This window comes from Butyricimonas synergistica DSM 23225, from assembly GCF_000379665.1.
In the GTDB taxonomy this organism is placed as follows: domain Bacteria; phylum Bacteroidota; class Bacteroidia; order Bacteroidales; family Marinifilaceae; genus Butyricimonas; species Butyricimonas synergistica.
This window is the reverse complement of record NZ_KB903359.1, coordinates 806,627-826,866: the sequence shown is the minus strand read 5'-3', so window position 1 is coordinate 826,866 and position 20,240 is coordinate 806,627. Positions and strand designations below refer to the sequence as shown.

At 48.9% G+C, this 20,240-nt stretch carries 18 protein-coding genes, 1 pseudogene and 1 riboswitch; of the genes and pseudogenes, 8 read left to right on the top strand and 11 right to left on the bottom strand.

Translation table 11 applies throughout. The features are described from left to right. Positions 1 to 11 precede the first annotated feature (11 nt). The 9 genes from A3CY_RS0103725 to A3CY_RS0103685 form a co-directional block, all read right to left on the bottom strand. Complete coding sequence (locus tag A3CY_RS0103725) at positions 12 to 761, bottom strand: sulfite exporter TauE/SafE family protein (RefSeq protein ID WP_018336559.1); 750 nt, start codon at positions 759 to 761, stop codon at positions 12 to 14. A gap of 59 nt (positions 762 to 820) precedes the next feature. Continuing rightward, positions 821 to 2,107: a Na+/H+ antiporter NhaC family protein gene (locus A3CY_RS0103720; protein WP_018336558.1), complete on the bottom strand. Its 1,287-nt coding sequence runs from the start codon at positions 2,105 to 2,107 to the stop codon at positions 821 to 823. A 2-nt stretch (positions 2,108 to 2,109) separates the two neighbouring features. Further along, complete coding sequence (gene metF, locus A3CY_RS0103715; protein ID WP_018336557.1) at positions 2,110 to 3,063, bottom strand: methylenetetrahydrofolate reductase [NAD(P)H]; 954 nt, start codon at positions 3,061 to 3,063, stop codon at positions 2,110 to 2,112. Between the two features lie 46 nt (positions 3,064 to 3,109). Beyond that, positions 3,110 to 6,547 (bottom strand): methionine synthase, encoded by a 3,438-nt coding sequence (metH, locus tag A3CY_RS0103710; protein WP_018336556.1) that lies wholly within the window; start codon positions 6,545 to 6,547, stop codon positions 3,110 to 3,112. A 10-nt stretch (positions 6,548 to 6,557) separates the two neighbouring features. After that, entirely contained in the window at positions 6,558 to 7,307 is a 750-nt protein-coding gene (locus A3CY_RS0103705) for a UPF0280 family protein (RefSeq protein ID WP_018336555.1), read from the bottom strand. Between the two features lie 22 nt (positions 7,308 to 7,329). Beyond that, positions 7,330 to 7,749, bottom strand: a complete 420-nt coding sequence (locus A3CY_RS0103700; protein WP_018336554.1) for an NIL domain-containing protein — start codon at positions 7,747 to 7,749, stop codon at positions 7,330 to 7,332. A gap of 43 nt (positions 7,750 to 7,792) precedes the next feature. Continuing rightward, entirely contained in the window at positions 7,793 to 8,935 is a 1,143-nt protein-coding gene (locus tag A3CY_RS0103695; RefSeq protein ID WP_018336553.1) for a homocysteine biosynthesis protein, read from the bottom strand. 354 nt (positions 8,936 to 9,289) lie between these two features. Continuing rightward, positions 9,290 to 9,393, bottom strand: a riboswitch (SAM riboswitch). 294 nt (positions 9,394 to 9,687) lie between these two features. Further along, entirely contained in the window at positions 9,688 to 10,374 is a 687-nt protein-coding gene (locus A3CY_RS0103690) for a response regulator transcription factor (RefSeq protein ID WP_018336552.1), read from the bottom strand. Continuing rightward, complete coding sequence (locus A3CY_RS0103685; RefSeq protein WP_018336551.1) at positions 10,359 to 11,558, bottom strand: sensor histidine kinase; 1,200 nt, start codon at positions 11,556 to 11,558, stop codon at positions 10,359 to 10,361. The genes A3CY_RS0103690 and A3CY_RS0103685 overlap by 16 nt, the downstream gene beginning before the upstream one ends. 243 nt (positions 11,559 to 11,801) lie before the next feature. Between A3CY_RS0103685 and A3CY_RS0103680 the strand changes: the two genes are divergently transcribed. The 8 genes and pseudogenes from A3CY_RS0103680 (at position 11,802) to A3CY_RS0103640 (ending at position 18,803) form a co-directional block, all read left to right on the top strand. Further along, positions 11,802 to 12,194, top strand: a complete 393-nt coding sequence (locus tag A3CY_RS0103680; protein ID WP_026207269.1) for a VOC family protein — start codon at positions 11,802 to 11,804, stop codon at positions 12,192 to 12,194. A gap of 182 nt (positions 12,195 to 12,376) precedes the next feature. After that, positions 12,377 to 12,538, top strand: coding sequence for a hypothetical protein (locus A3CY_RS22840; protein WP_155828168.1), 162 nt, complete (start codon positions 12,377 to 12,379; stop codon positions 12,536 to 12,538). Further along, positions 12,535 to 12,864: pseudogene (locus tag A3CY_RS22645) on the top strand (TonB-dependent receptor); the annotation flags it as partial. The gene A3CY_RS22840 and the pseudogene A3CY_RS22645, both read left to right, overlap by 4 nt. Before the next feature lie 111 nt (positions 12,865 to 12,975). After that, positions 12,976 to 13,641, top strand: a complete 666-nt coding sequence (locus A3CY_RS0103660; protein WP_018336546.1) for an ABC transporter ATP-binding protein — start codon at positions 12,976 to 12,978, stop codon at positions 13,639 to 13,641. A 29-nt stretch (positions 13,642 to 13,670) separates the two neighbouring features. Continuing rightward, on the top strand, positions 13,671 to 14,894 hold the full coding sequence (locus A3CY_RS0103655; RefSeq protein ID WP_018336545.1) for an ABC transporter permease: 1,224 nt from the start codon (positions 13,671 to 13,673) through the stop codon (positions 14,892 to 14,894). Next, entirely contained in the window at positions 14,891 to 16,069 is a 1,179-nt protein-coding gene (locus tag A3CY_RS0103650; RefSeq protein WP_018336544.1) for an ABC transporter permease, read from the top strand. The genes A3CY_RS0103655 and A3CY_RS0103650 overlap by 4 nt, the downstream gene beginning before the upstream one ends. 19 nt (positions 16,070 to 16,088) lie before the next feature. Continuing rightward, on the top strand, positions 16,089 to 17,555 hold the full coding sequence (locus A3CY_RS0103645; protein ID WP_051082671.1) for a TolC family protein: 1,467 nt from the start codon (positions 16,089 to 16,091) through the stop codon (positions 17,553 to 17,555). 3 nt (positions 17,556 to 17,558) lie between these two features. Beyond that, positions 17,559 to 18,803, top strand: coding sequence for an efflux RND transporter periplasmic adaptor subunit (locus tag A3CY_RS0103640; RefSeq protein ID WP_018336542.1), 1,245 nt, complete (start codon positions 17,559 to 17,561; stop codon positions 18,801 to 18,803). A 39-nt stretch (positions 18,804 to 18,842) separates the two neighbouring features. Here the strand turns inward: A3CY_RS0103640 and A3CY_RS0103635 are convergent, their stop codons facing one another. Then, the gene (locus A3CY_RS0103635) at positions 18,843 to 19,385 is read right to left on the bottom strand and encodes a porin family protein (protein WP_018336541.1); all 543 of its coding nucleotides are present in this window, start codon (positions 19,383 to 19,385) and stop codon (positions 18,843 to 18,845) included. 35 nt (positions 19,386 to 19,420) lie between these two features. Beyond that, the gene (locus tag A3CY_RS0103630) at positions 19,421 to 20,191 is read right to left on the bottom strand and encodes a TrmH family RNA methyltransferase (protein ID WP_018336540.1); all 771 of its coding nucleotides are present in this window, start codon (positions 20,189 to 20,191) and stop codon (positions 19,421 to 19,423) included. Positions 20,192 to 20,240 lie beyond the last annotated feature (49 nt).

The window sequence follows — 20,240 nt, the reverse complement described above, 5'->3', positions numbered from 1 at the left end:
ATTGGGGGGAGTTAGCTGAAATAGAGGCGGGCGGCGACGACGACGAGGATCACGAGCAGGATGTAACGAATATATTTCGCTCCCCATTTCACGCTGAAACGCACGCCAAGCCATGCCCCGAGCATATTGCCGCAGGCGAGGACGAGTCCTACCTTGAAGTTGACCAGATCGTTGTAGATGAAGATTGCCAGCGCGATGACCGTGTAGAAAAGGACGATGAGTAGTTTCACGGCGTTGGCTTTCAGCAAGTCATAGCCACAGCCCAAAACTAATCCGGCGAGCAGGAAGAAACCGATGCCGATTTGAATGAATCCGCCGTAAATGCCGATAAAGAAGAAGATCAGGTTCCGTAGCCACGGTTGTTTCATTTTCGCCTTGTCCGCGTTGGCTTTTACCCACGCGTCGGGGTTGAGAAGCAACATGAAAAACATGACAAGCAAGAGCCCGGCGATGACCTTTTTGAAGACCGCCTCGTCGATGTCAACGGCGATGAGAGCGCCCACGATGCTCCCGAGGGCGACGGGGAGCAGCAGTTTGTAGTCGGTTTTGAAATCGAGTATCTTCTTTTGCTTGAAGCTACTGACAGAAACCACGTTTTGCAGCAGGATGGCAACGCGGTTCGTGGCATTAGCTACATTTGCCGGAAGACCGATAAAGATCAGGAAGGGTACTACTAGCATGGAACCTCCTCCGCCAACCGTGTTGATAAACCCGGCCGCCGTGCCGAGCAATATGGTAACGAGTGCTTCTGTTATTGTCATGGCACAAAATTATATTAAAACGGGTTAATTTCTAGTTTTAGTCTTTTAATTTTCCATTGTTAGGAGTATTTTCTCGGGTAGCGGAAGAATATAGCCAAAAGGGCGGCTATTCCCATCAGGTACGGGTAGTAGAGGTATTGCATGATGGCGAGGGGGGTGATGTTTGCCAGTCCGGCAGCCATGAGAAGCTGTGCCCCGTAAGGGATAATCCCTTGCACGAAGCAGGAGAAGGTGTCTAACAGGCTGGCTGACTTGCGCGGGTCGACCCCGAACCGGGTGGCGATGTCTTTCGCTATGGGACCTGCCATGATGAGGGCTATCGTGTTGTTTGCCGTGCAGAGGTTGGCAAAACTCACGAGGGCGGCGATACTTAATTCCGCTCTTTTCTTCGAGTTGACACGGGTTGTCAGTTTTTGGATGATATAAGCGATTCCCCCGTTATGGCGGATCATTTCCAGCATTCCCCCGGCGAGCAGGGTGATGATGATGAGTTCGCCCATGCCGGATATGCCTGTTCCCATGGCGGAAATCCATTCCCAGAATGGGGTGCTTCCGGCAATAATACCTATCACGCCGCAGCACAGGATTCCCAGTAACAGTACCAGCATGACGTTGACCCCGGCTAGAGCGGTGGCAAGTACCAGAACGTAAGGGATGACTTTCAACCACTCGATTTCACGGGTGACGGGGCGCGTGGATATTTCCGTTCCCTGAAACAGGTAGACGAGCGCGATAATCACGGCAACCGGGATGACAATGAGGCTGTTGACCCGAAATTTGTCTTTCATGTTGCATCCTTGCGTGCGGGTTGCCACGATGGTCGTGTCCGAGATAAAGGAGAGGTTGTCCCCGAACATGGCGCCCCCGACGACGATAGCCACCATGTAGGGGAGTTCTACGCTTGTTTGCGTGGCAATACCCACGGCAACAGGGGTGAGGGCCACGATCGTCCCCACGGAGGTTCCCATGGATAGCGATATGAAACAAGCCGCGATGAACATCCCCGCCAGCAGCAGGCTGTCCGGGAGAACGGCTAGAGCGAGGTTCACCGTGGCATCGACTGCCCCTACTGCCTTCGCGGTTTGGGCGAATGCCCCGGCAAGGATGAATATCAATACCATGAGCATGATATTGCTGTTCGCTGCCCCCTTGCAAAAGAGGTCTACCCGTTTGTGCAATTTACCGCCCGGGGAGATTGCCACGGCAACAACGGACGACACGAGGAATGCCACGGTGATGGGCATCTTGTAGAAGTCGCCCATGATGACCGAGGCGACGAGGTAAATAAGCAAAAAGACGACCAGCGGTATTAACGCTAAAAAACGGGGTTGGGGTTCTTGGTTCATTTTTAAAATACTTGTTTGACGATTTCCTGTATATTTTCCGATCTTCCCATGGTGTAGTAGTGAACGGCGGGTACGCCATGCGCGATTAGGTCTTTGCTTTGTGCCACGCACCATTCGATGCCTACTTGGTTGATTTCCTTGTTGTTTTTGCACGAGCGGATGGCTTTCACCAGTTCCTGGGGGATGTCGATGCTGAACGTACGGGGTAGCATCTCCAAATGTTTGAGGGTGGAGATGGGTTTCAATCCCGGAACGATCGGAACCGTGATTCCCTGTTCCCGGCATTTCTCGACGAAGCGGAAGAAGCGGGCGTTGTCGAAGAACATTTGCGTGACGATGTAGTTTGCCCCGGCGTCCACTTTGCGTTTCAAGTTCTCGATGTCGCAGGCTTGGTTGGGTGCCTCGTAGTGTTTCTCCGGGTAACCCGCCACGCCGATACAGAAGTTGGTCGGCACGGTGTCCGTCAGCGTGTCGTCGAGGTATTGCCCGCGGTTCATGCGGGATATTTGTTCGACTAAGTCGCAACTATATTTATGACCGTCTTCGTCGGGGGTGAAGAAACGCTGTCCCGGGATGGGGTCGCCCCGGAGTGCCATCACGTTTTCGATATCGAGAAAGTTCAAGTCGATGAGTTCGTTCTCGATTTTGTGGCGGGTGGCTCCCCCGCACACGATGTGCGGGACCATGTCCACGTTGTACCTTCTCATGATGGCAGCCGCCAGGGCAACCGTTCCCGGGCGTTTGGTGACGGTAACCTTTTTGATCGTTCCGTCGGGTAATTCCCGGTATTCTACTTCATCCCGGTGGAAGGTGATATTAATGAACGGGGGGGCGAGGGCGATCAGCGGTTCTATCGCCTCGTAGATTTTATTAATATCTCCCCCTCTCAACGGCGGCACCAGCTCGAAGGAGAAGATGGCTTTGTCTGATTTGTTTAGTATGTCGATGACTTTCATGATTTCCGATTTGTGGTTTATGATTCCTGTTGCATGAGGTTGGCTTTTACACGCTGAAGTATTTGGCTTTGGGGTGCGAGATGAGCATGCCGCAGAGGCTCGTGGAGGGATAGATGGAGTATCCTTCCGTGAGTCGGACGCCGATTCGCGCGGGAGCGTCCAGTGCCTCGAAAGCCGTCTTTTTTAACGCGTGGTCGGGGCAGGAGGGGTAGCCGAACGCGGGACGAATGACGCGGGTGCCCTCGTTTACCCGTTCTTGCATCCATTCCGCGCAGGCTTCCGTCAGGCGGGCGCAGAGGCTTTCCCGTAGCAGGTGCTCGAAGTCGCGGCAGTCGTTGCACTTGTGGTTGTCGGATACTTTCAGGCAGAACAGCCCGACGCTCCCGAACCCTTTGTCACGGGGGGGCACGAAGTCAGCCAGCGAGAGGCATTCGGGCAGGTCGGCCTGTTGCCGGGGCATCGGGAAGCGGTATTGCCCGTCCAGCACGATGTCGTCGTTTTCCGAGTAAGCATCAAAGAAGCGCACCACGATGGAGGCGTCGAATTCGTTGCCGGCAATCACTTTCCCCAGCATGTCGAGTGCCGCCTGGTACGTGCGGTCCGCCTCGTCGTTCGTGTAGACGATCTCCGGGTATTTTCCCTTGAAGCCCCAGAAGTGGAAAAAGGGAGTCCAGTCGATCTTTTCCACGAGGTCTTCGATGTTGAGGTGTTTCACCAGCAGGTTGTGTTCCCCGAACGTGGTCGGTTGAACGTTATCCCAATCGTAACGTGGCGCCCTCCGGCGGGCTTCGTCGAGGGATATTTGTTTTTGTTGCCGGTGATAGTAGTGCGCGCGGATTTCCTCCTGTTCTTGTTTGATTTCCCGGGTGTAGTTCTCGCGGTCGTTGAGCAGGCGCTTGATGATTCCCACGGTGCGGGACGCGTCGCCTCCCGGCACGACGCAATAGTCGTATTTGGGAGCCAGTTTGACGGCGGTGTGGACGGAGGAGGTAGTGGCACCTCCCACGATGAGCGGCACGTGCAGTTGCTCTTTTTGCAGTAGTTCGCACAGGTTTTCCATTTCGCCCAGCGAGGGGGTGATTAACCCGCTGACCCCGACAATGTCTGCCTCGTGTTGCTTGATCGCCTCGATAATCCTTTGGTTGTCTACCATGACACCAAGGTCTACCACGTCCAGGTTGTTGCAGGTAAGCACGATGTTCACGATGTTTTTACCGATGTCGTGCACGTCGCCTTTTACCGTGGCGAGAATTATTCTCGGGCGGCGTTTCACGTCCTGTCCCCCGGCATTGTGGCGTCCGATCTCGGGTTGCAGGAGGTGCACGGCTTCCTTCATTACTTTTGCGGATTTTACCACTTGGGGGAGAAACATTTTGCCTTCCCCGAAGAGTTCGCCTACCCGTTCCATGCCCTTCATGAGCGGTCCCTCGATGATCTCTACGGGGTTGGGGTATTGGCGGAGGGCTTCCCCGATGTCTGCCGGGAGATAGTCCGTGATGCCTTTCACGAGAGCGTGCCCCAATCGTCCTTTCAGCGGGAGGGTGCGCCATTCTTCGCCTCGCGCGTTTTTGTTTTCCCCTTTTGTTTCCTTGTACTTTTCAGCCAGGGCAACCAGGGTTTCCGTCGCCCCGGGGGTGCGGTTCAGTACCACGTCCTCCACGGCTTTCAGGAGTTCGGGGGCTATTTCGTCGTATATCTGTAACATGGCGGGGTTGACGATAGCCATGTCCAGTCCGGCACGGATGGCGTGGTAGAGGAAAACGGAGTGCATGGCTTCCCGCACGGTGTTGTTGCCCCGGAAGGAGAACGACAGGTTGGATACCCCGCCCGAGGTGCGGCAACCTTTCAGGTTTTGCTTGATCCACCGCACGGCTTCGATAAAGTCCACGGCGTAGTTGTTGTGTTCCTCGATACCCGTTCCGATAGCCAGGATATTCACGTCGAAAACAATGTTTTCCGGGGTGAATCCGGCACGGGTGGTCAGCAGGCGGTAAGCCCGTTGACAGATGTCTATTTTCCGCCGGAAGGTGGTTGCTTGTCCTTCCTCGTCGAAAGCCATCACCACGACTGCCGCCCCGAGGCGTTGTATCTCTTTTGCCCGGCGCAGGAATTCTTCTTCTCCTTCCTTGAGGCTGATGGAGTTCACGATACATTTGCCCGGCGAGTTTTTCAACCCTGCCAGGATGGTTTCCCATTTCGACGAATCGATCATGAGGGCAGCTTTGGCGATGTCCGGTTCGTTGCTGATGATGCGGACAAAGCGTTCCATTTCCGCCGTGCCGTCCAGCATGGCGTCGTCCATGTTGATGTCGATGATCGAGGCGCCCGCTTCGATTTGTTTGCGGGCGATGATTGCCGCTTCCGCGTAGTTCTTTTCCCGTATCAGCCGGGCGAATTTGGCGGAGCCTGCCACGTTGGTACGCTCCCCGATGTTGATGAAGTTACTTTGTTCTTTATCAACGACCACGGTGTCCAGTCCGCTTACTTTCAGGCAGTGTTCCGGGGTGGGAATTTGACGGGGAGGGATGTTTTTCAGGGCGTTGGCGATGGCCCGTATATGAGCGGGTGTCGTGCCGCAACATCCTCCGGCGATGTTGATTAGTCCTTCTCGTGCCATGTCTTGCAGGCATTGTGCCGTGAATTCGGGCGACTCGTCGTATTCACCCATTTCGTTCGGCAACCCGGCATTCGGGTAGATATTTATCCCGCAAGGCACGTGCGGCGCCAGTTCACGGATGAACTGGTGCAGTTCTTTTGCCCCGAAGGAACAATTCAACCCGAAACTTAAGATAGGGTAGTGGGACAGGCTCGTGAACAAGGCGTCCAGCGATTGTCCCGTCAGCGTGCGCCCGCTTTTGTCGTTGACCGTGGCGGAGAGCATCACGGGGAGCCGCGTGCCGTGTTCTTTCTGTACCTTGGATATGGCGTACAGGGCGGCTTTGGCGTTTAGCCCGTCATAGATCGTTTCCACGAGCAGGAGATCGACGCCTCCCTCCACGAGAGCCGTTACTTGGGTGGTGTAAGCCGCAACCATCGCGTCGAAGTCCACGTTCCGGTAGGCGGGTTGTTCCGGGTCGGGGGCAAGGGTCAGGGATTTGTCCGTGGGACCGATGCTTCCCGCCACGTGTACCACCCGCTCTTTGCAGGCGGAAGCCGCTTCTTTGGCTATTCGTGCGCCTTCCCGGTTTATACGGTCAATCCATCCCGTGCACCCGTATTCGGACTGGGAAATGGCGTTGGCGTTGAACGTGTTGGTTTCGATGATGTCGGCTCCCGCTTCAATGTAGTTTTGGTGTACCCGGCGGATGATGTCGGGGCGGGTGATGTTCAGCACGTCGTTGTTCCCTTTCAGGGGAACGGGGTGTCCGGCAAATTCTTCGCCCCGGAAGTCCGCTTCCGTTAACCCGAATTGTTGCAGGGCTGTTCCCGTGGCTCCGTCCAGGATGAGTATGCTTTTGGATAATATATCTTTGTTTGTTTTCATCTCTAGTTCTTTATTTCCAAATCTTCAAATCAAATATCCCGTGGATTCCGATTTTATCGTCTTTGATACAAATGGCACCCAGTATTTCTTCCACATTCCCGATCTTCTCGATGCAGGGGGCAATATCCTCCGCGGTCTGGATCTCGTTGGCGAAAGCCGTGGCGTACGTGTCGGCGAGGGCGCAATCCCTGCAGATAATCATCACGGCATCCGCCCGTCCGAAACTGAGGGAGGGACCCACTGTTCCCGACGAGGTGCATATTCCCAGCGGGGCGTGCCCGGCGTCGATCGTGAAACCGACTTTTTCGGATAACGGCGATTGTCCGGCAAACACGGCGATGTCTATGTTCTCCCGGATATCGGCGTATATGTCCCCGCCATTCTCCACGATGATTTCCCGTGTCCCGAACTTTTCCTTGATTTCCTCGCCGATCTCGCGGGCAACAGCCCCGGCAACGGCACTCATGGGACCGATGCCCGAACGTGCAGCCACTTCCGCCATCTCCCGGAAGATAGCCGGTGCTGTCGGTAGAGTCTTGCGCGGGGTTAATGCTTTGAGGTATCCCGGGTCTTGGGCAACATAGGCATCCATGCTCTCCCGCAACGAACGGACCCGGGACTCGGCGAAAGCCGGGATCCCCGCTTGGAACGAGGCTTTGTCAACCCCTATCCACAAGTCTGTTTCCTTGAACGCGACCGTGAAAGAATGCCAGCGTTCTCCCTGTAGATGTTCCCTGTATGTGCGATCTTTGTATTCCATTTGAGTTCTTAAAGTTTATAAACTAATTCAGTGAATCACTGAATTCGATCTTGAAGAGTTTCAACGGGCAGGCTTTGAGGCAGAGCTTGCAGGCGATACATTTTTCAGGATTGAATCGCAATTTCCAGTCCGGGGCTTCGATGGTCAGCGCGTGGGAAAAACAAGCGGAAGCGCAGTTCCCGCAATTGATACAACGGGTTTCGTCGTAGGAGATCTTGCTGGAAACGGGACTCACGGTCACGCCATTGTCATTTAGGAAAGCGATGGCTTGCTCGATACGTAGTTCGTCGGCATCCATCTCGATGAGCAAAGAACCGGTTCTTCCGGGTTGTATCTCTCCTTTTAGGATGTTTATTTTTATATCGTAAATACGAATCAGTTCGTACGTTAAAGGTCTGTCTGTTGCGTCAACCGGGAAGGTTAATATTACTTTTTTGTTCATAACCGGAATAATTTTAAGTTGATAAATTCTGTGATTGAATGATTTAATCGACAATCTCTAAATTTTTGAGTTTGGTTCCCGTGGGCATCGGGCGAACGGGTTCCGTGAGCAGGAAATCGCCTTTCTGTATCCATGATTTCAGTATATCGGCTATCTGCCGGGCTTTCGCTAGACTTGCCACGGGAGTCGTTCTGATCTTGTGACCGTTGACCTCGATCTCCCCGGATTGCAGGGCGGCATAGTTCGTTTTTCCCAGGATCTTGTTCCCGTCCCCGTAGTCCACGACGGTAGTTTCAATTTGTTCGTTGCGGATGGATACCCTGCGGGCTAAATCCTCATCCAGAATCGGGATGGGGATACCGATGCCGACGAACAGGCTTACCCCGTATTTCTCGTAGTACACGCCCCGCAGGAAGTCGGTGCTCATGTTTTTCAAGTCGCCGATTACCGCTATCGTGCGGGCGTTGCTGGTGGGGATACCGTACTCGTTGACCTCTTTGGTCGAGTGGAATTGCGTCCCGTTCCAGGTGACGTAGCCTTCCGTGCCGCAGAGGAAAATGCGGGTTCCCAGTCCTATCGTGCGGCATTCCGGGTCGTTGAGCAGGGGAGAGAGTTCACCCGCCGTGCTGTACGAGGCGTTGCGCAGCTTGGGAAGCAGCGTTCCCATGTAGGTGTATTTGATTTTGTCCGTGGAGTTGGTTGCCACGTTGTAGTTTTGGTACGCGTTTCTCGGGTTGTAGAGGATTGCCTCGTTGATGGTGTCTTTCGTGATACGTGTTTTGATGTGTTTGCGGGGGTAACAATCCGTTCCTTTTCCCCAGGCTTCCAGGGTGATTTCTTTGCCCGCGACGAGGTCTTCGATGATGTGCGCTCCCCCGTATGCCGGGTTTTCCGGGTTGCAGTCCGTGGCTCCCACGTACGTGTCGACGGCGGCGAGTCCCCCGCTGACACGTATCCCGTTCAATTCGATCTTTTCCATGCGAATCGGGGGATTGGCGTGCCCGAAATTCAGGAAAGCTCCCGAGGAGCACATAGCCCCGAAGGTGGCTGTCGTCACTACATCTACTTTTTCGGCGATCTCTTTGGGCGATAGCGTCTTTGCCAGTTCAGAAACTTCTTCGGCGGTTAACACTACTGCCGTTCCTTTTTTTATTTTGTCGTTTATTTCTGCGTATGTCTTTGCCATAATCTTTTCTAATTTCTTGATACACGAATGGTTTAAGTGATGATTTTTTACATGGCGGCTGCCTTGCAACTACCTGATTGCTAGTGTTCCGTTGAAAAGAGAGTTCACGAGTTTCCTGTACGGTTCACGATATAACCGTTTCAATAAATTCTGAAAATCATGATACAATTATCCAATCAGAAATTTACAATTAAAAAAATCTAAAATAAATAAGTTCCGGGGTAAAAAATATTCTAGCGCATGCAGCGCATACACATGGACATAGAAATAGAGAGGATGAAAAGATTGCTACAATTGGCGGTGCAATAAATGCTAGTCTGTTTTTCGGTTTCTTTTTTCATTTTTCTTCAGCTTAAATTATAACTCCTGGTTCTCAGGTCAGGTTTTGGCACCTTGCAAACTTTTGCAGGTTGTCGGAGCTTCTATGAGCCTGTTCTCTCGACTCCTCTTTATAATTCAAACAATCCTCGCAGATTGAATTGATCGGGACAAAGGAAGAAAGAATAAATGAATAATGCAAATGTTTTTCTCATTTTTTGCGTTCATGGATTTTATTTTTCAATATGGCTCTTCATTATACTAGGGTAATCTATAGTCTACCCTTGGTCGCCCCCAAAAAGCTAGTAATCTCGTAACATAGACGTATCATGAACGCTCGTTTACGTTTATGATACGTTCATGATTGGTTCATGGTTGGTTCATGGGGTAGCGTAACGGTAGATCGGGGGTGAAGAAGAGAATTAGTATTGTTGTTATAATCCATTCACTAGTTTGTAGCCCGTGGCAAATTCGTTTTGTATGGCTAGTGTTTTGTCGGCTTTCAGTTTTTTGTTCAATAGGCATACGTAGCGGGTGAGTGCTTTTTCTTTGTCCGTGGAGTAGAGGTTCCACAGGTTTTCGCACATTTCTACCGTGGAGATGACTTCGTTGATCCGCAGGCAGAATAACCATAGTATTTTGGCTTCCATGCCTTTCAGTTCTTCTTTTTTGCCGGAAATGACGAGTAGGCGGTTGTTTTTGTTGAAGGTGGTGGAGGGGGAAAGATGGAAAAGTCCCTGTTCTTTTTCCTTGTTCAGGCGATGGGTACGGGCGATGGCTTTATCCAGACGTGCTTTCACGTCGTCCACGCTGCAACCTTTCACGAGATAGTCGTCGGCTCCCTCGTATAGGGCGTGATTGTGGTTGACGGAACTAAGGATGACGATCGGCAGTTGGTCGCCTTTTTCCCGGACGAGGCGAATGAGTTCGTGTCCGTCTTTCCCGGGAAGATCCATGTCGAGCAGCAAGAGATCCCATGTTCCCGCCTCGTATTTCTGCCATGCCTCGTTGCCGTCCTTGGCGATGGTCAGGTCGAAACCGGCTTCTTCCAGTATTTCAGTGTATATCATGGCTGCCGTGGTGTTGTCTTCAGCGTAGAGTATTTTTATTTTTTCTTCCATTTTCTTATGTATATGGTGAATGTCGATCCTTTTCCCGGGGTGCTGTTTACCGTGATTCTTCCTTTGTGGGCTTTCACCACGTTGTAGACGTAGTTCAGACCAAGACCGTAGCCTTTTTTTCCTGGGGCGGGATCTTCTTTATTGACTTGATAGTATTTGTTGAATATGTGTTTTTGTTTTTTCTTTGGGATTCCCACGCCGTTGTCCCTGATCTCGATGACGAGCGTTCCTCTCTTTTGATAACAGATCACGGTGACCTCGGGGGCGGTTCCGCTGTACTTTACAGCGTTGTCCAGCAGGTTTTGGATGGCTCCCAACAGGTAGAAATGGGAAACGTAGGCGTTTTCCGATTCCACCAGATAGCGTAATTGTAGCCGGAGGTCTTTCTGCCCATGGTTTGCCAAGCGTTGGTTTTCTAAAAGCGTGAGTAATTCGTCTTTCAAGTTGAATTCGCTTCTGCTGATTTGAAGATGAGCGAGTCCGCTAAGGGTTTTCAGTAATTGTTGGGAACTGATTTTTAGACGGTTTGCTTCTTCCTCGATCAAGTGTATTTTCTTTAGACCTTGTTCATCGTCGGGGGCAATAGATTTTCTTTCCACCAGTTCGGCAAGCGTGGAGATGCTGCTAAGCGGGGTTTTCCAGTCGTGTACTACCTGTTTTATCATTTGTTCCTGTAAGCGGGACAGGTGTTGCTGGGCGTGCGACAAGTATAGTAACCCGAACACGAGCAACAAGGTCAGTGCCACGATGGCAAGCATATCTTGCCATGATTTTTCCAGCAGGTACGCGAACGGGAAATTGTAGTGAACAAGCAGTATTTCGCCAGGGGGGTCTGCTATCGGGTAGGCTTTAGCGTGAATCATTTTCGCCGTGTTTTCCCTGTTGCGGGAATAGTGAAAGAGTTCCAGGCCACTGCTGTCTACTTGTTGAATAACGAAATGAACGGGGTAGTGTGTGCTTCCGCGTAGCAGGCTGTCCAGTTGTAGAAAAGTGGGGACGGGGGCGGAATGAATGTCCGATAGTGACAATGCCTTGATATTATTGTCAATAATGGAGTCCACGTGTATTTTCCACTGTGTTTTCTCGTTCTCGTATAGTTTGATTCCGGAAAATAATTGGTTGATCCACAATAATATAAATATCGCAGATGTAATATATCCTATTATCCTTAAATCATGTTTCATATACACCTTCACTGCGTCGCTCCAACAAGTTTACAATAAACGGCTGGCGAACGTATGCTGTTTCAACGACGGGGTAAAAGTAATTATTTTAGGTTGATTTTGCAAGGTGTTGTATTATTGCATGTTCTTTTCTTCAACAATTGGAGAATGTCCGTTTTTTACAATTTTCGGGAAATAATAGTCTTTATTTTTGCCGTGTCGATCGATAGGAAATAATTCGTTTTACTAAAAAAGTGAGAGATGATTAAAAACTTAGTGGCATTTTTTGAGATTCCTGCCGTGGATTTTGGCAGAGCTGTAAAATTCTATGAAGAGGTCTTCGGGTTGAAACTTAATGCGATGGAGTGTGAAACAGAGAAGATGGCGTTTTTCCCCGAAGAAGGGGGAAAGTGTCCGGGTGCTATTTCGTGGGCTACGGGCTTTAATCCGTCCGTACAGGGAGTACTTATCAGTTTGCGGGTTGAGAATATGGAATCAACACTGGCAATCATTGGTAAACGAGGGGGAAAGGTCGTTCTTCCGAAAACAAAGATAGAAGCCGAAGGGATGGGATATTTCTCAGTTTTCACGGACTGCGAGGGAAACCGGGTGGGGTTGTATTCAGATAATTGGTCTGAATTGTGTTTGACGGAGTAACAGGGATGAGGATGGTTTGGGGAATTAAATTTCTAAAGGAATAGGCGATGACGAAAAGATTGATTCTTTCAATTTCATGTATATTTATTACTATTGTTACGATAAAAGCCCAAACAATAACAGGTAAGATCTTGGATAGCAAGCAATAACCCATAGACGGGGCAACTGTCGTGTTGCAGACGATGGATTCTGTTTATATCGGGGCTTCCATATCAAACGCGGATGGGGTGTTTTTATTGGATCACCAGCCGGAACGCTATCACTTGATTATTCAACACCTGTTGTATAAAACCAAACAGCAGGAAGGCGCGGGGAAAGATGCCGGGGTTATTGTACTGTGTTAATCTATAAGAATCTGAATTGGGATTATATGCAGGCATGGGGAATGAATGCCGTGTTGCCTTTCAAGGTTGGGGAGTGGTTGGATTCCCGTTTGACCTTGACGGGGATGCAGACGCGTTGACGCTGTGATGATTTCTTTGATATACCTTTCAACCGAAAGAAATGGTTGTTCTGCGGGGGACTTGATAACACGTTCAAGGTGCATAAGAATTTGAATATGGATAATGCTTTTTATTCACTGGTGTTCACCGTGCATTTCTCGTATCGCTTCGGTGGATATACAAAGAAGGAAAACAAGCGGGTGGATACGTCACGATTCGGTATGTGAATGTAATAGCACGGCTGAAAATTACAATACTTTTACAATAATTTCCGGGGCTTCTTTAGGAAGAGGTTATCTATGTTTGTATCGGAAAAGATAACTTAAAACGAAGAGCGTATGATAACCTTGGAGAATATTAATAAGACGTTTTACACGAAAGAGGTGGAAACACGGGCGTTGGAGAATATCAACCTGACCGTGGAAAAAGGAGAGTTTGTAGCCATCATGGGACCTTCCGGGTGTGGGAAGAGTACGATGTTGAATATTATGGGGCTGTTGGATAAACCGACGGATGGTTGGGTGATTATTGATGACGTGCGGGCGGATTTGCTGTACGATAAGGATATGGCTCGGATACGGAACCAGAAGTTGGGTTTTATCTTCCAGAGTTTCCATTTGATCCCATCGTTGAACGTGTTGGATAACGTGTTGTTGCCGATGTTGTACCGCCGAGGAAGTTCCCATTCGGAGAACAAGAAAAGGGCGTTGGAGATTCTGGAAAAGGTGGGGCTGACGCATCGGTTGAAGCATTTTCCCTCGCAATTGTCCGGCGGTCAGTGCCAACGTGTGGCGATAGCGAGAGCGTTGATCGGGGAACCGAAAGTAATTCTTGCCGACGAGCCGACGGGTAACCTCGACAGCAAGATGGGAGCGGAGATCATGGATATTTTGATTCGCTTAAACCGGGAAGGAACGACGATCGTGATGGTCACCCATGACGAGAAATTGGCTCAGGAAACGGGACGAATCCTCCGCTTGTTTGACGGAAAGCTGGTGTTATGAGAAGGTTGATTCTCTGATAAGTTTTAGTTATGGGAAAGTTAAGAATTTATTTCAAACCGATTTGGTACAATATCATGCACCACAAGGCATACGCCGGGTTTTGCGTGTTCGGGACGATGTTGACGTTCGTGTTTATCACGATATTGTTGCAGGTGACGAATGTGATTGTGGGGAATTCTGTCACAAACGTTGCAAAAGAGCGGACTGTGAGTCTTCCGGAGGTTTTAAGAAACGAGTTTGATATTCCGGTAAAAGGATTGAATAGCTCTGACATTCGAACTTTGATGAATAATGCCAAAGGTTATGAGTGTTACACGTGTTATCAGTATCAAGCTACGAGTGTTAAGGTGAATGGGCGGAATTATGATTATGGCGTTCTGTTTATAGATAAGGCTTATTGGGATGTGTTTCAATTTGAATTTATTCAAGGTCATTCGTTTACTGATGGAGAGATGCAAATGCCTTGTATGATAGTGAGCGAGCGTTGGGCAAAAAAGTTTTTTAGAGAGGGTAAGGCTATCGGGCAGGAGATTCAATTTCAAGGAGAAACTTACAAGATCACAGGTGTGGTGGCAGATGTTTCCTTCATTGCTCAAGGAGGGGCTATTTCTTTGTGGGTTCCTGAAAAATTTAATAAATATATTCCGACAGGTAATGATTACGTGAGTTCGTATGTTCTTTACCCAGAGAAGATGAGTGTAGATGCGATGATGAAAAGCATAACTGATGCTTTCCAGTTATATGGAAAAGTGTATTGTAATGTAGAACGAAGTTCTGTGAAAGCAATTTGTACGGTGGAACAGATGATGTTAAGAAGATATGGCGGGGATTTGTTATTGACGGGGGTAGGTGCGATTTTAGTTATATTATTGCTTATACCGATATTGAATATTATTTTATTGAGTATGGCTAATGCCAGTCTTCGAAATAGTGAAATAGGTTTACAGCGGGCGTTGGGAGCAACTCAAAAGGAGGCGTTTATGTTCATTTTAATGGAGAATTTGTTGTTGGTAGTGCTTGGAACGTTAGGGGGGATTTTATTAACTTTTCCTATTTGTGGGTGGATTGATAAATGGGGTTCATTGAATAATTCGGTTGGAGAGGTGACGTTATTACCAGAATTGGATTGGACGCTTTTTTTTATTAGTGCGTTGCCTTTGATGTTGTTGTTTTCGTTATTGTCCGGTGGTATTCCAGCTTGGTTAGCCATTAAACACTCTATAATGGAAATGTTGAAAGGAGGTGAGAAATGATAAGACATATTTTTACATTAATGTTGAATCAGAAAAGAATGTACGGGGGAATGCTTTTAGAACAAGTATTCGTGTTTATAGTATTATTATTTTGTTTTACTACCGTGGGAAAAAATATGAGTCAGTATTATTCTCCCGGGATGTTGGATACTGATAATACGTTAAAGTTGGCTTTATTTCCATTGTCACCGACAGAATCTTGGTCTGCAGAGGAGGTAGAGCGAAAGATGGATAGAATTGTAGCTGATATACGGAATGCTTCTTGCGTGGAGGCTATAGGAAAAAGTCTGTGTTTGACTCCCTATTCCCGACCGGAAGAAATGAATCCTTGGGATTCTATTCGAGTAGAGGGGAAACGAATGAAAGTCTTTATAAAAAAAGTGGATGGGCATATGCAAAAAGTTTTTTCTCCAAAGATGGAAGAAGGAGAGTGGTTAACTGATGATATGCACTTGGAGGATGGAAGTTTTCCCGTGGTGGTTACTCGGCAATTGGTAGATGAGGTTGGTTGGACAATAGGGATGGGGAGAAAAATATATTTTAGAGGAATGAAGTTTACCGTGGTGGGAATTGTTGCTGGGATTAAACAGGAGGTATTGCTTCCTTCTCCTCCGGTGTTGATTATGCCAATGTATGTGCCGTATCAAAATTGGTATAGATCGGAATATGCGGTTCGAGTTAAGCAAGGAGAAGAAGACGCTTTTCGGGATTTGGTACAAAAAGAGGTAGATAAGACGATGGGAAAAGATAATGTGATGTTGTGGATTGGGGATGTTACGAAGTGGAAAGTTAATGATATGCAAGACACTTTTATTACGTTGCTTGCTATTGGGGTGCCTACGATTTTTTTGTTAGTGTTTGCTTTTATCGGAACATTCGGTTTGTTTTGGCTTTACTCGTCCAAGCGACGGAAAGAGTTTGCATTGCGATTAGTGGTGGGGTCGACGTGTGTGAGATTGTTTCGGTTTGTGATTTTTGAGAGTGTTTTGTTGACTTTGTTGGCTTTAGTGCCGGGATGTATTCTATTTTGCTGGGTGTATTCGTTTTCGGCAGTGAATTTGACGGCGTTGGGAGCGGCTGTCGGGGTGATGATGTTGTTCTCGGTGTTTAGCGCTTGGTATCCGGCTTATCAGGTATCGAGGGTGAATCCGGTGGAGGCAATGAGGGTGGAATAATTTGTAAAGTGGAAGTTGTATGAAAATAGTTTTGATGATAGGTTGGTTGTTATCTGTGTTGTCGGCTTTCGGGCAGCAGGAGCAGAAGGTGGTTTCGCTGGGGGAGGCGATACGGTTGGCACAGGAGCAGTCGTTGGATGCGATGGTGGCGAAGAGCCAGTTGCGGGCGTCGTATTGGCAGTACAGGAATTACAAGGCGGATTTGTTGCCGAACGTGAAGTTGACGGGGACGTTGCCGAGTTTCAACCGGACGCTGTCGAGTTACTTGAAGGAGGACGGGACGTACAAGTATGTTTCGAGTAACTCGATTTCGGAGCAATTGTCATTGTCGGTAACGCAGAATATCCCGTTGACGGGAGGGCAGTTGTCGTTGCAGTCGCAATTGGAACGGGTAGATCAGTTGGATGGGGAGCGGGCGACGGAGTACATGAGCGTGCCGTTTAACGTGGTGCTCTCGCAACCGTTGATCACGGCGAATCCCTTGAAGTGGAGCATGAAGATCGAGCCGGAGAAGTACAAGGAGGCTCAGCAACAGTTTGCCGTGAGCATGGAGAACGTGGCGATACAGGCTATATCGTACTATTTCGATTTGTTGCTGGCGATGATTAACGTGAATATTGATAAGCAAAATCTGGCGAGTTCGGAGAAACTGATGCAGATAGCCCAAGGGAAGCGGGAACGGGGATTGATTTCCGATAATGATTTGTTGCAGTTGAAACTGAATTACCTGAATGCTTCTTCTTCCTTGATACAGACGGAGCAGGCGTACGATCAGAAGATGTTTGCCTTGAGGAATTACCTCGGGTATAACGACCAGGTGGTGATTGTGCCGGATATACCAGGGGAATGCCCGGAGATAGAGGTGACGTTTAAGCACGTGATGGAGTTGGCAAGCAGGAACAATCCTTTCCGGTATGATGTGGTGTGCCGTATGTTGCAAGCGCAGCAGCAGGTGGCGCAGGCGAAAGCGAACTGGGGGTTTCAAGCGGATGTCTACGCTTCCATCGGTTACACGGGAAGCGACCGGGATTTCAAGCACACGTACCGTAATCTGCGTAACCGGGAATCGGTGAGCCTAGGAATCAGTATCCCGATATTGAATTGGGGGAAAGGAAGGGGACAGGTGGAACTTGCCCGTTCGCGGGAGGAGATCACGAGAGTGCAAATGGAGAAGGAAACATTGAATTTCGAGCAGGAGGTGTTGACGGCGGTGAAACAGTACCAGGAACAGAATCGGCTGAACGAGATCGTTCGGTTGGCTGACACGGTGGCACAGAAACGGTACAAGACGGCTTACGAAACTTTCGTGCTGGGACAGATCAGCGTGCTTGATTTGAACACGGCACAGACCGAGCAGGACAATGCCCGGCGGACGTATATCAGCCAGTTATACTCGTCGTGGGTGTATTTTTACACTTTGCGCAAGTTGACCTTGTATGATTTCGAGAAAAAAGAGGATATTATTTACGAACAAGAAAAATATTAAGTTATGGATCTGGCTATTTCTCCGGAGATGAAAAAACGGCGTAAAAGGAAATTGATAATAAAGGTCGTTGTTACCGTGGCGCTGTGCATGGTGGTGTTTTGGTTTTTGGTAGGCGTGTTTCAACCTAAAATCCGAGGGGCGGAGGTGAACTTCGGGATGGTGGACGAGGGAGCCGTGGAAGTATCCGTGTACGCTACGGGAAAGATAGTGCCTTTCGCCGAGGAGATCATTGCTTCCCCGGTGTCGTCGAAGGTGTTGGAGGTGTACAAGAAGTCGGGCGACCGGGTGGAGAAGGGGGAGCCGCTGTTGCAATTGGATCTGGAAACGATACGGACGGACTATGAAACCAAGAAAGAATCGTTGGAAATGCAGTTGAGCAAGCTGGATTTGCAGCGGAAGACGATAGCGAGCGATTTGGCGGAGATGAAGATGCAGATCGATATTGACGAGATGACGCTGAAACGCACGCTGGTGTCGTTGAATAACGAGCGTTACCTAGATAGCATCGGGGCGAGCACGAAAGAGAAGGTGAGGGAGGCGGAGTTGAATTACACGGTGAAGCAAATGCAGTTTGAACAATTGAAACGCAAGTTCGAGAACAAGCAGAGTGCTTCCGAGTCGGAAATCCGGTCGTTGGAATTGGATTACAAGATAGCGAAGAGGAATATCGATTTGTTGTACAAGACGTTGGGGGAGGCTCAGATCATGGCTCCCCGTTCTGCCACGCTGACTTGGATTAACGATCAGGTAGGGGCTTCCGTGTTGCAGGGAAGCAATTTGGCGATACTGTCCGATTTGTCGAGTTTCAAGGTGGAGGGCGAGATAGCCGATAGTTACGCGGATAAGATCACCACTGGCAACCGGGTGAACGTGGTGATCGGGAGCGAAAAGCTTTCTGGCTCGGTGGGGAATGTTACGCCCTCGGTAAATAACGGGATTATCAAGTTCGTCGTGTTTCTGGAAGATCAGTCCAATACCCGTTTGCGTTCGGGGTTGAAGGTGGATGTACACGTTACCCACGCCATGAAAGACGCCGTGCTGCGGATTCCCACGGGGGCTTACTACATGGGGAAAGGCGATTATGATATGTGGGTAGTAAACGGCGACCGTGCCGAGAAACGGAAAGTCGTGTTGGGCGAGAGTGGCTTCGAACACGTGGAGGTCGTGCAGGGATTGGCTACCGGCGAAAAAGTAATCCTCTCGGATATGGGGAGATACCGGGATAAGGAGGTATTACATATAAAATGAAGGTGTGTTTTGACACACCTTCTTTTAGCTTTTAGCCTATTAGATAATCTTGAAACCGAGTGTCAAGTTCCATGATTTCGGGGCTTTGATGCTGTCACCGAATTTCTTTAGACCGAATTCGTAGTCAATGTCGAAAGTGAGTTTCCAAACGTCTACACCGGCACCGACTTTACCATTCCACATCATTTTGTCGGACTTGAAGTCTTTTTTCAAGTTCTTGGTCACGAAAGAAGCCACGGGACCGACGAATCCGCGGAGTTTAAAGATCGGGAGTTCCAGAATATGATAACCCACCATTACCGGGATGTCGATAGAACTATATTTGAATTTTCCGATGTTTCCGGCGGTAATTTTACTTTCCTTGTGAGCGAAGTTGAAAGCCGGTTCAAGGTAAAGACTTCCAAAGTTAATTCTGGCGAAAGCACCGATCATGTAACCGCCATGAGATTCTACTTTTTGTTTCTTCGCGTTGATCTTCGTGTCGTTCCATCCCCCGTGGATACCCAAGTTTATCGGGAGAGATTGTGCCATCGTGGTTAAGCCGATAAGGCTGAAGAACGCTAAAATTACAATCTTTTTCATACTGTTCTTTTTTGTGTGATTAAATAAAATTGTTGCTATTTATTATACTCTATTCTCTTGAATTCCGAGAGGATGATGCCCGTGGCAACGCTCACGTTCAAGGATTCCGTCGAATAGGGGCTGAGTGCAAAGCTCGGGATGGTTATTTTTCGGGTAACAAACCTTTCGATTTCGGGGCTGATACCGTTTCCCTCGTTTCCCATCACGATGAATCCTTTTGTCCGAAGATCTGTACGGTAGATGTTTTCACCTTCCAGGAACGCCCCGTAGCAGGGGAAATCCTGATCCACGAACCGCGGGATAAATTCAACAAGATCCAAGTAGAACACGTTCACCCTGAAAATTGCACCCATACTGGCTTGAACGGATTTTGGATTAAAAATGTTCGCACAATCGTGGTCACAAAATATATTGCGAATGCCGAACCAGTCGCTTAGGCGGAGGATCGTGCCGATATTGCCGGGATCTTGTACGCCGTTGAGCACGACATTCAGTTCATTTTTTATTTCTTCCGGGGAGTGTTCTTTCACCGGGATTTGTGCTAGGGCGATGACTTCGGGCAGGGATTTGAAGTTGGAAATCCGTCCCATTTCAATCTCGTTTACCTCTATCGAGTTATATTGCCGGATGTTTTTTATGTTGCGTTCAATCCACGAGGGACGGGCGAGCAACGTGTCTATCGTCATGTCGGAGAGGAGTAATTCCTGCACGAGTTTTTCTCCTTCTACTTTAAACAAATTATATTTTTCCCTGAATTTCTTTTTTTCAAGGTTTTGGATTACATTTGTTAGGTGTTTGCTAAGCATTCTTTTCGGGTTTGCTGATTAAAATAAAACACAAACATAGTATTTTTTT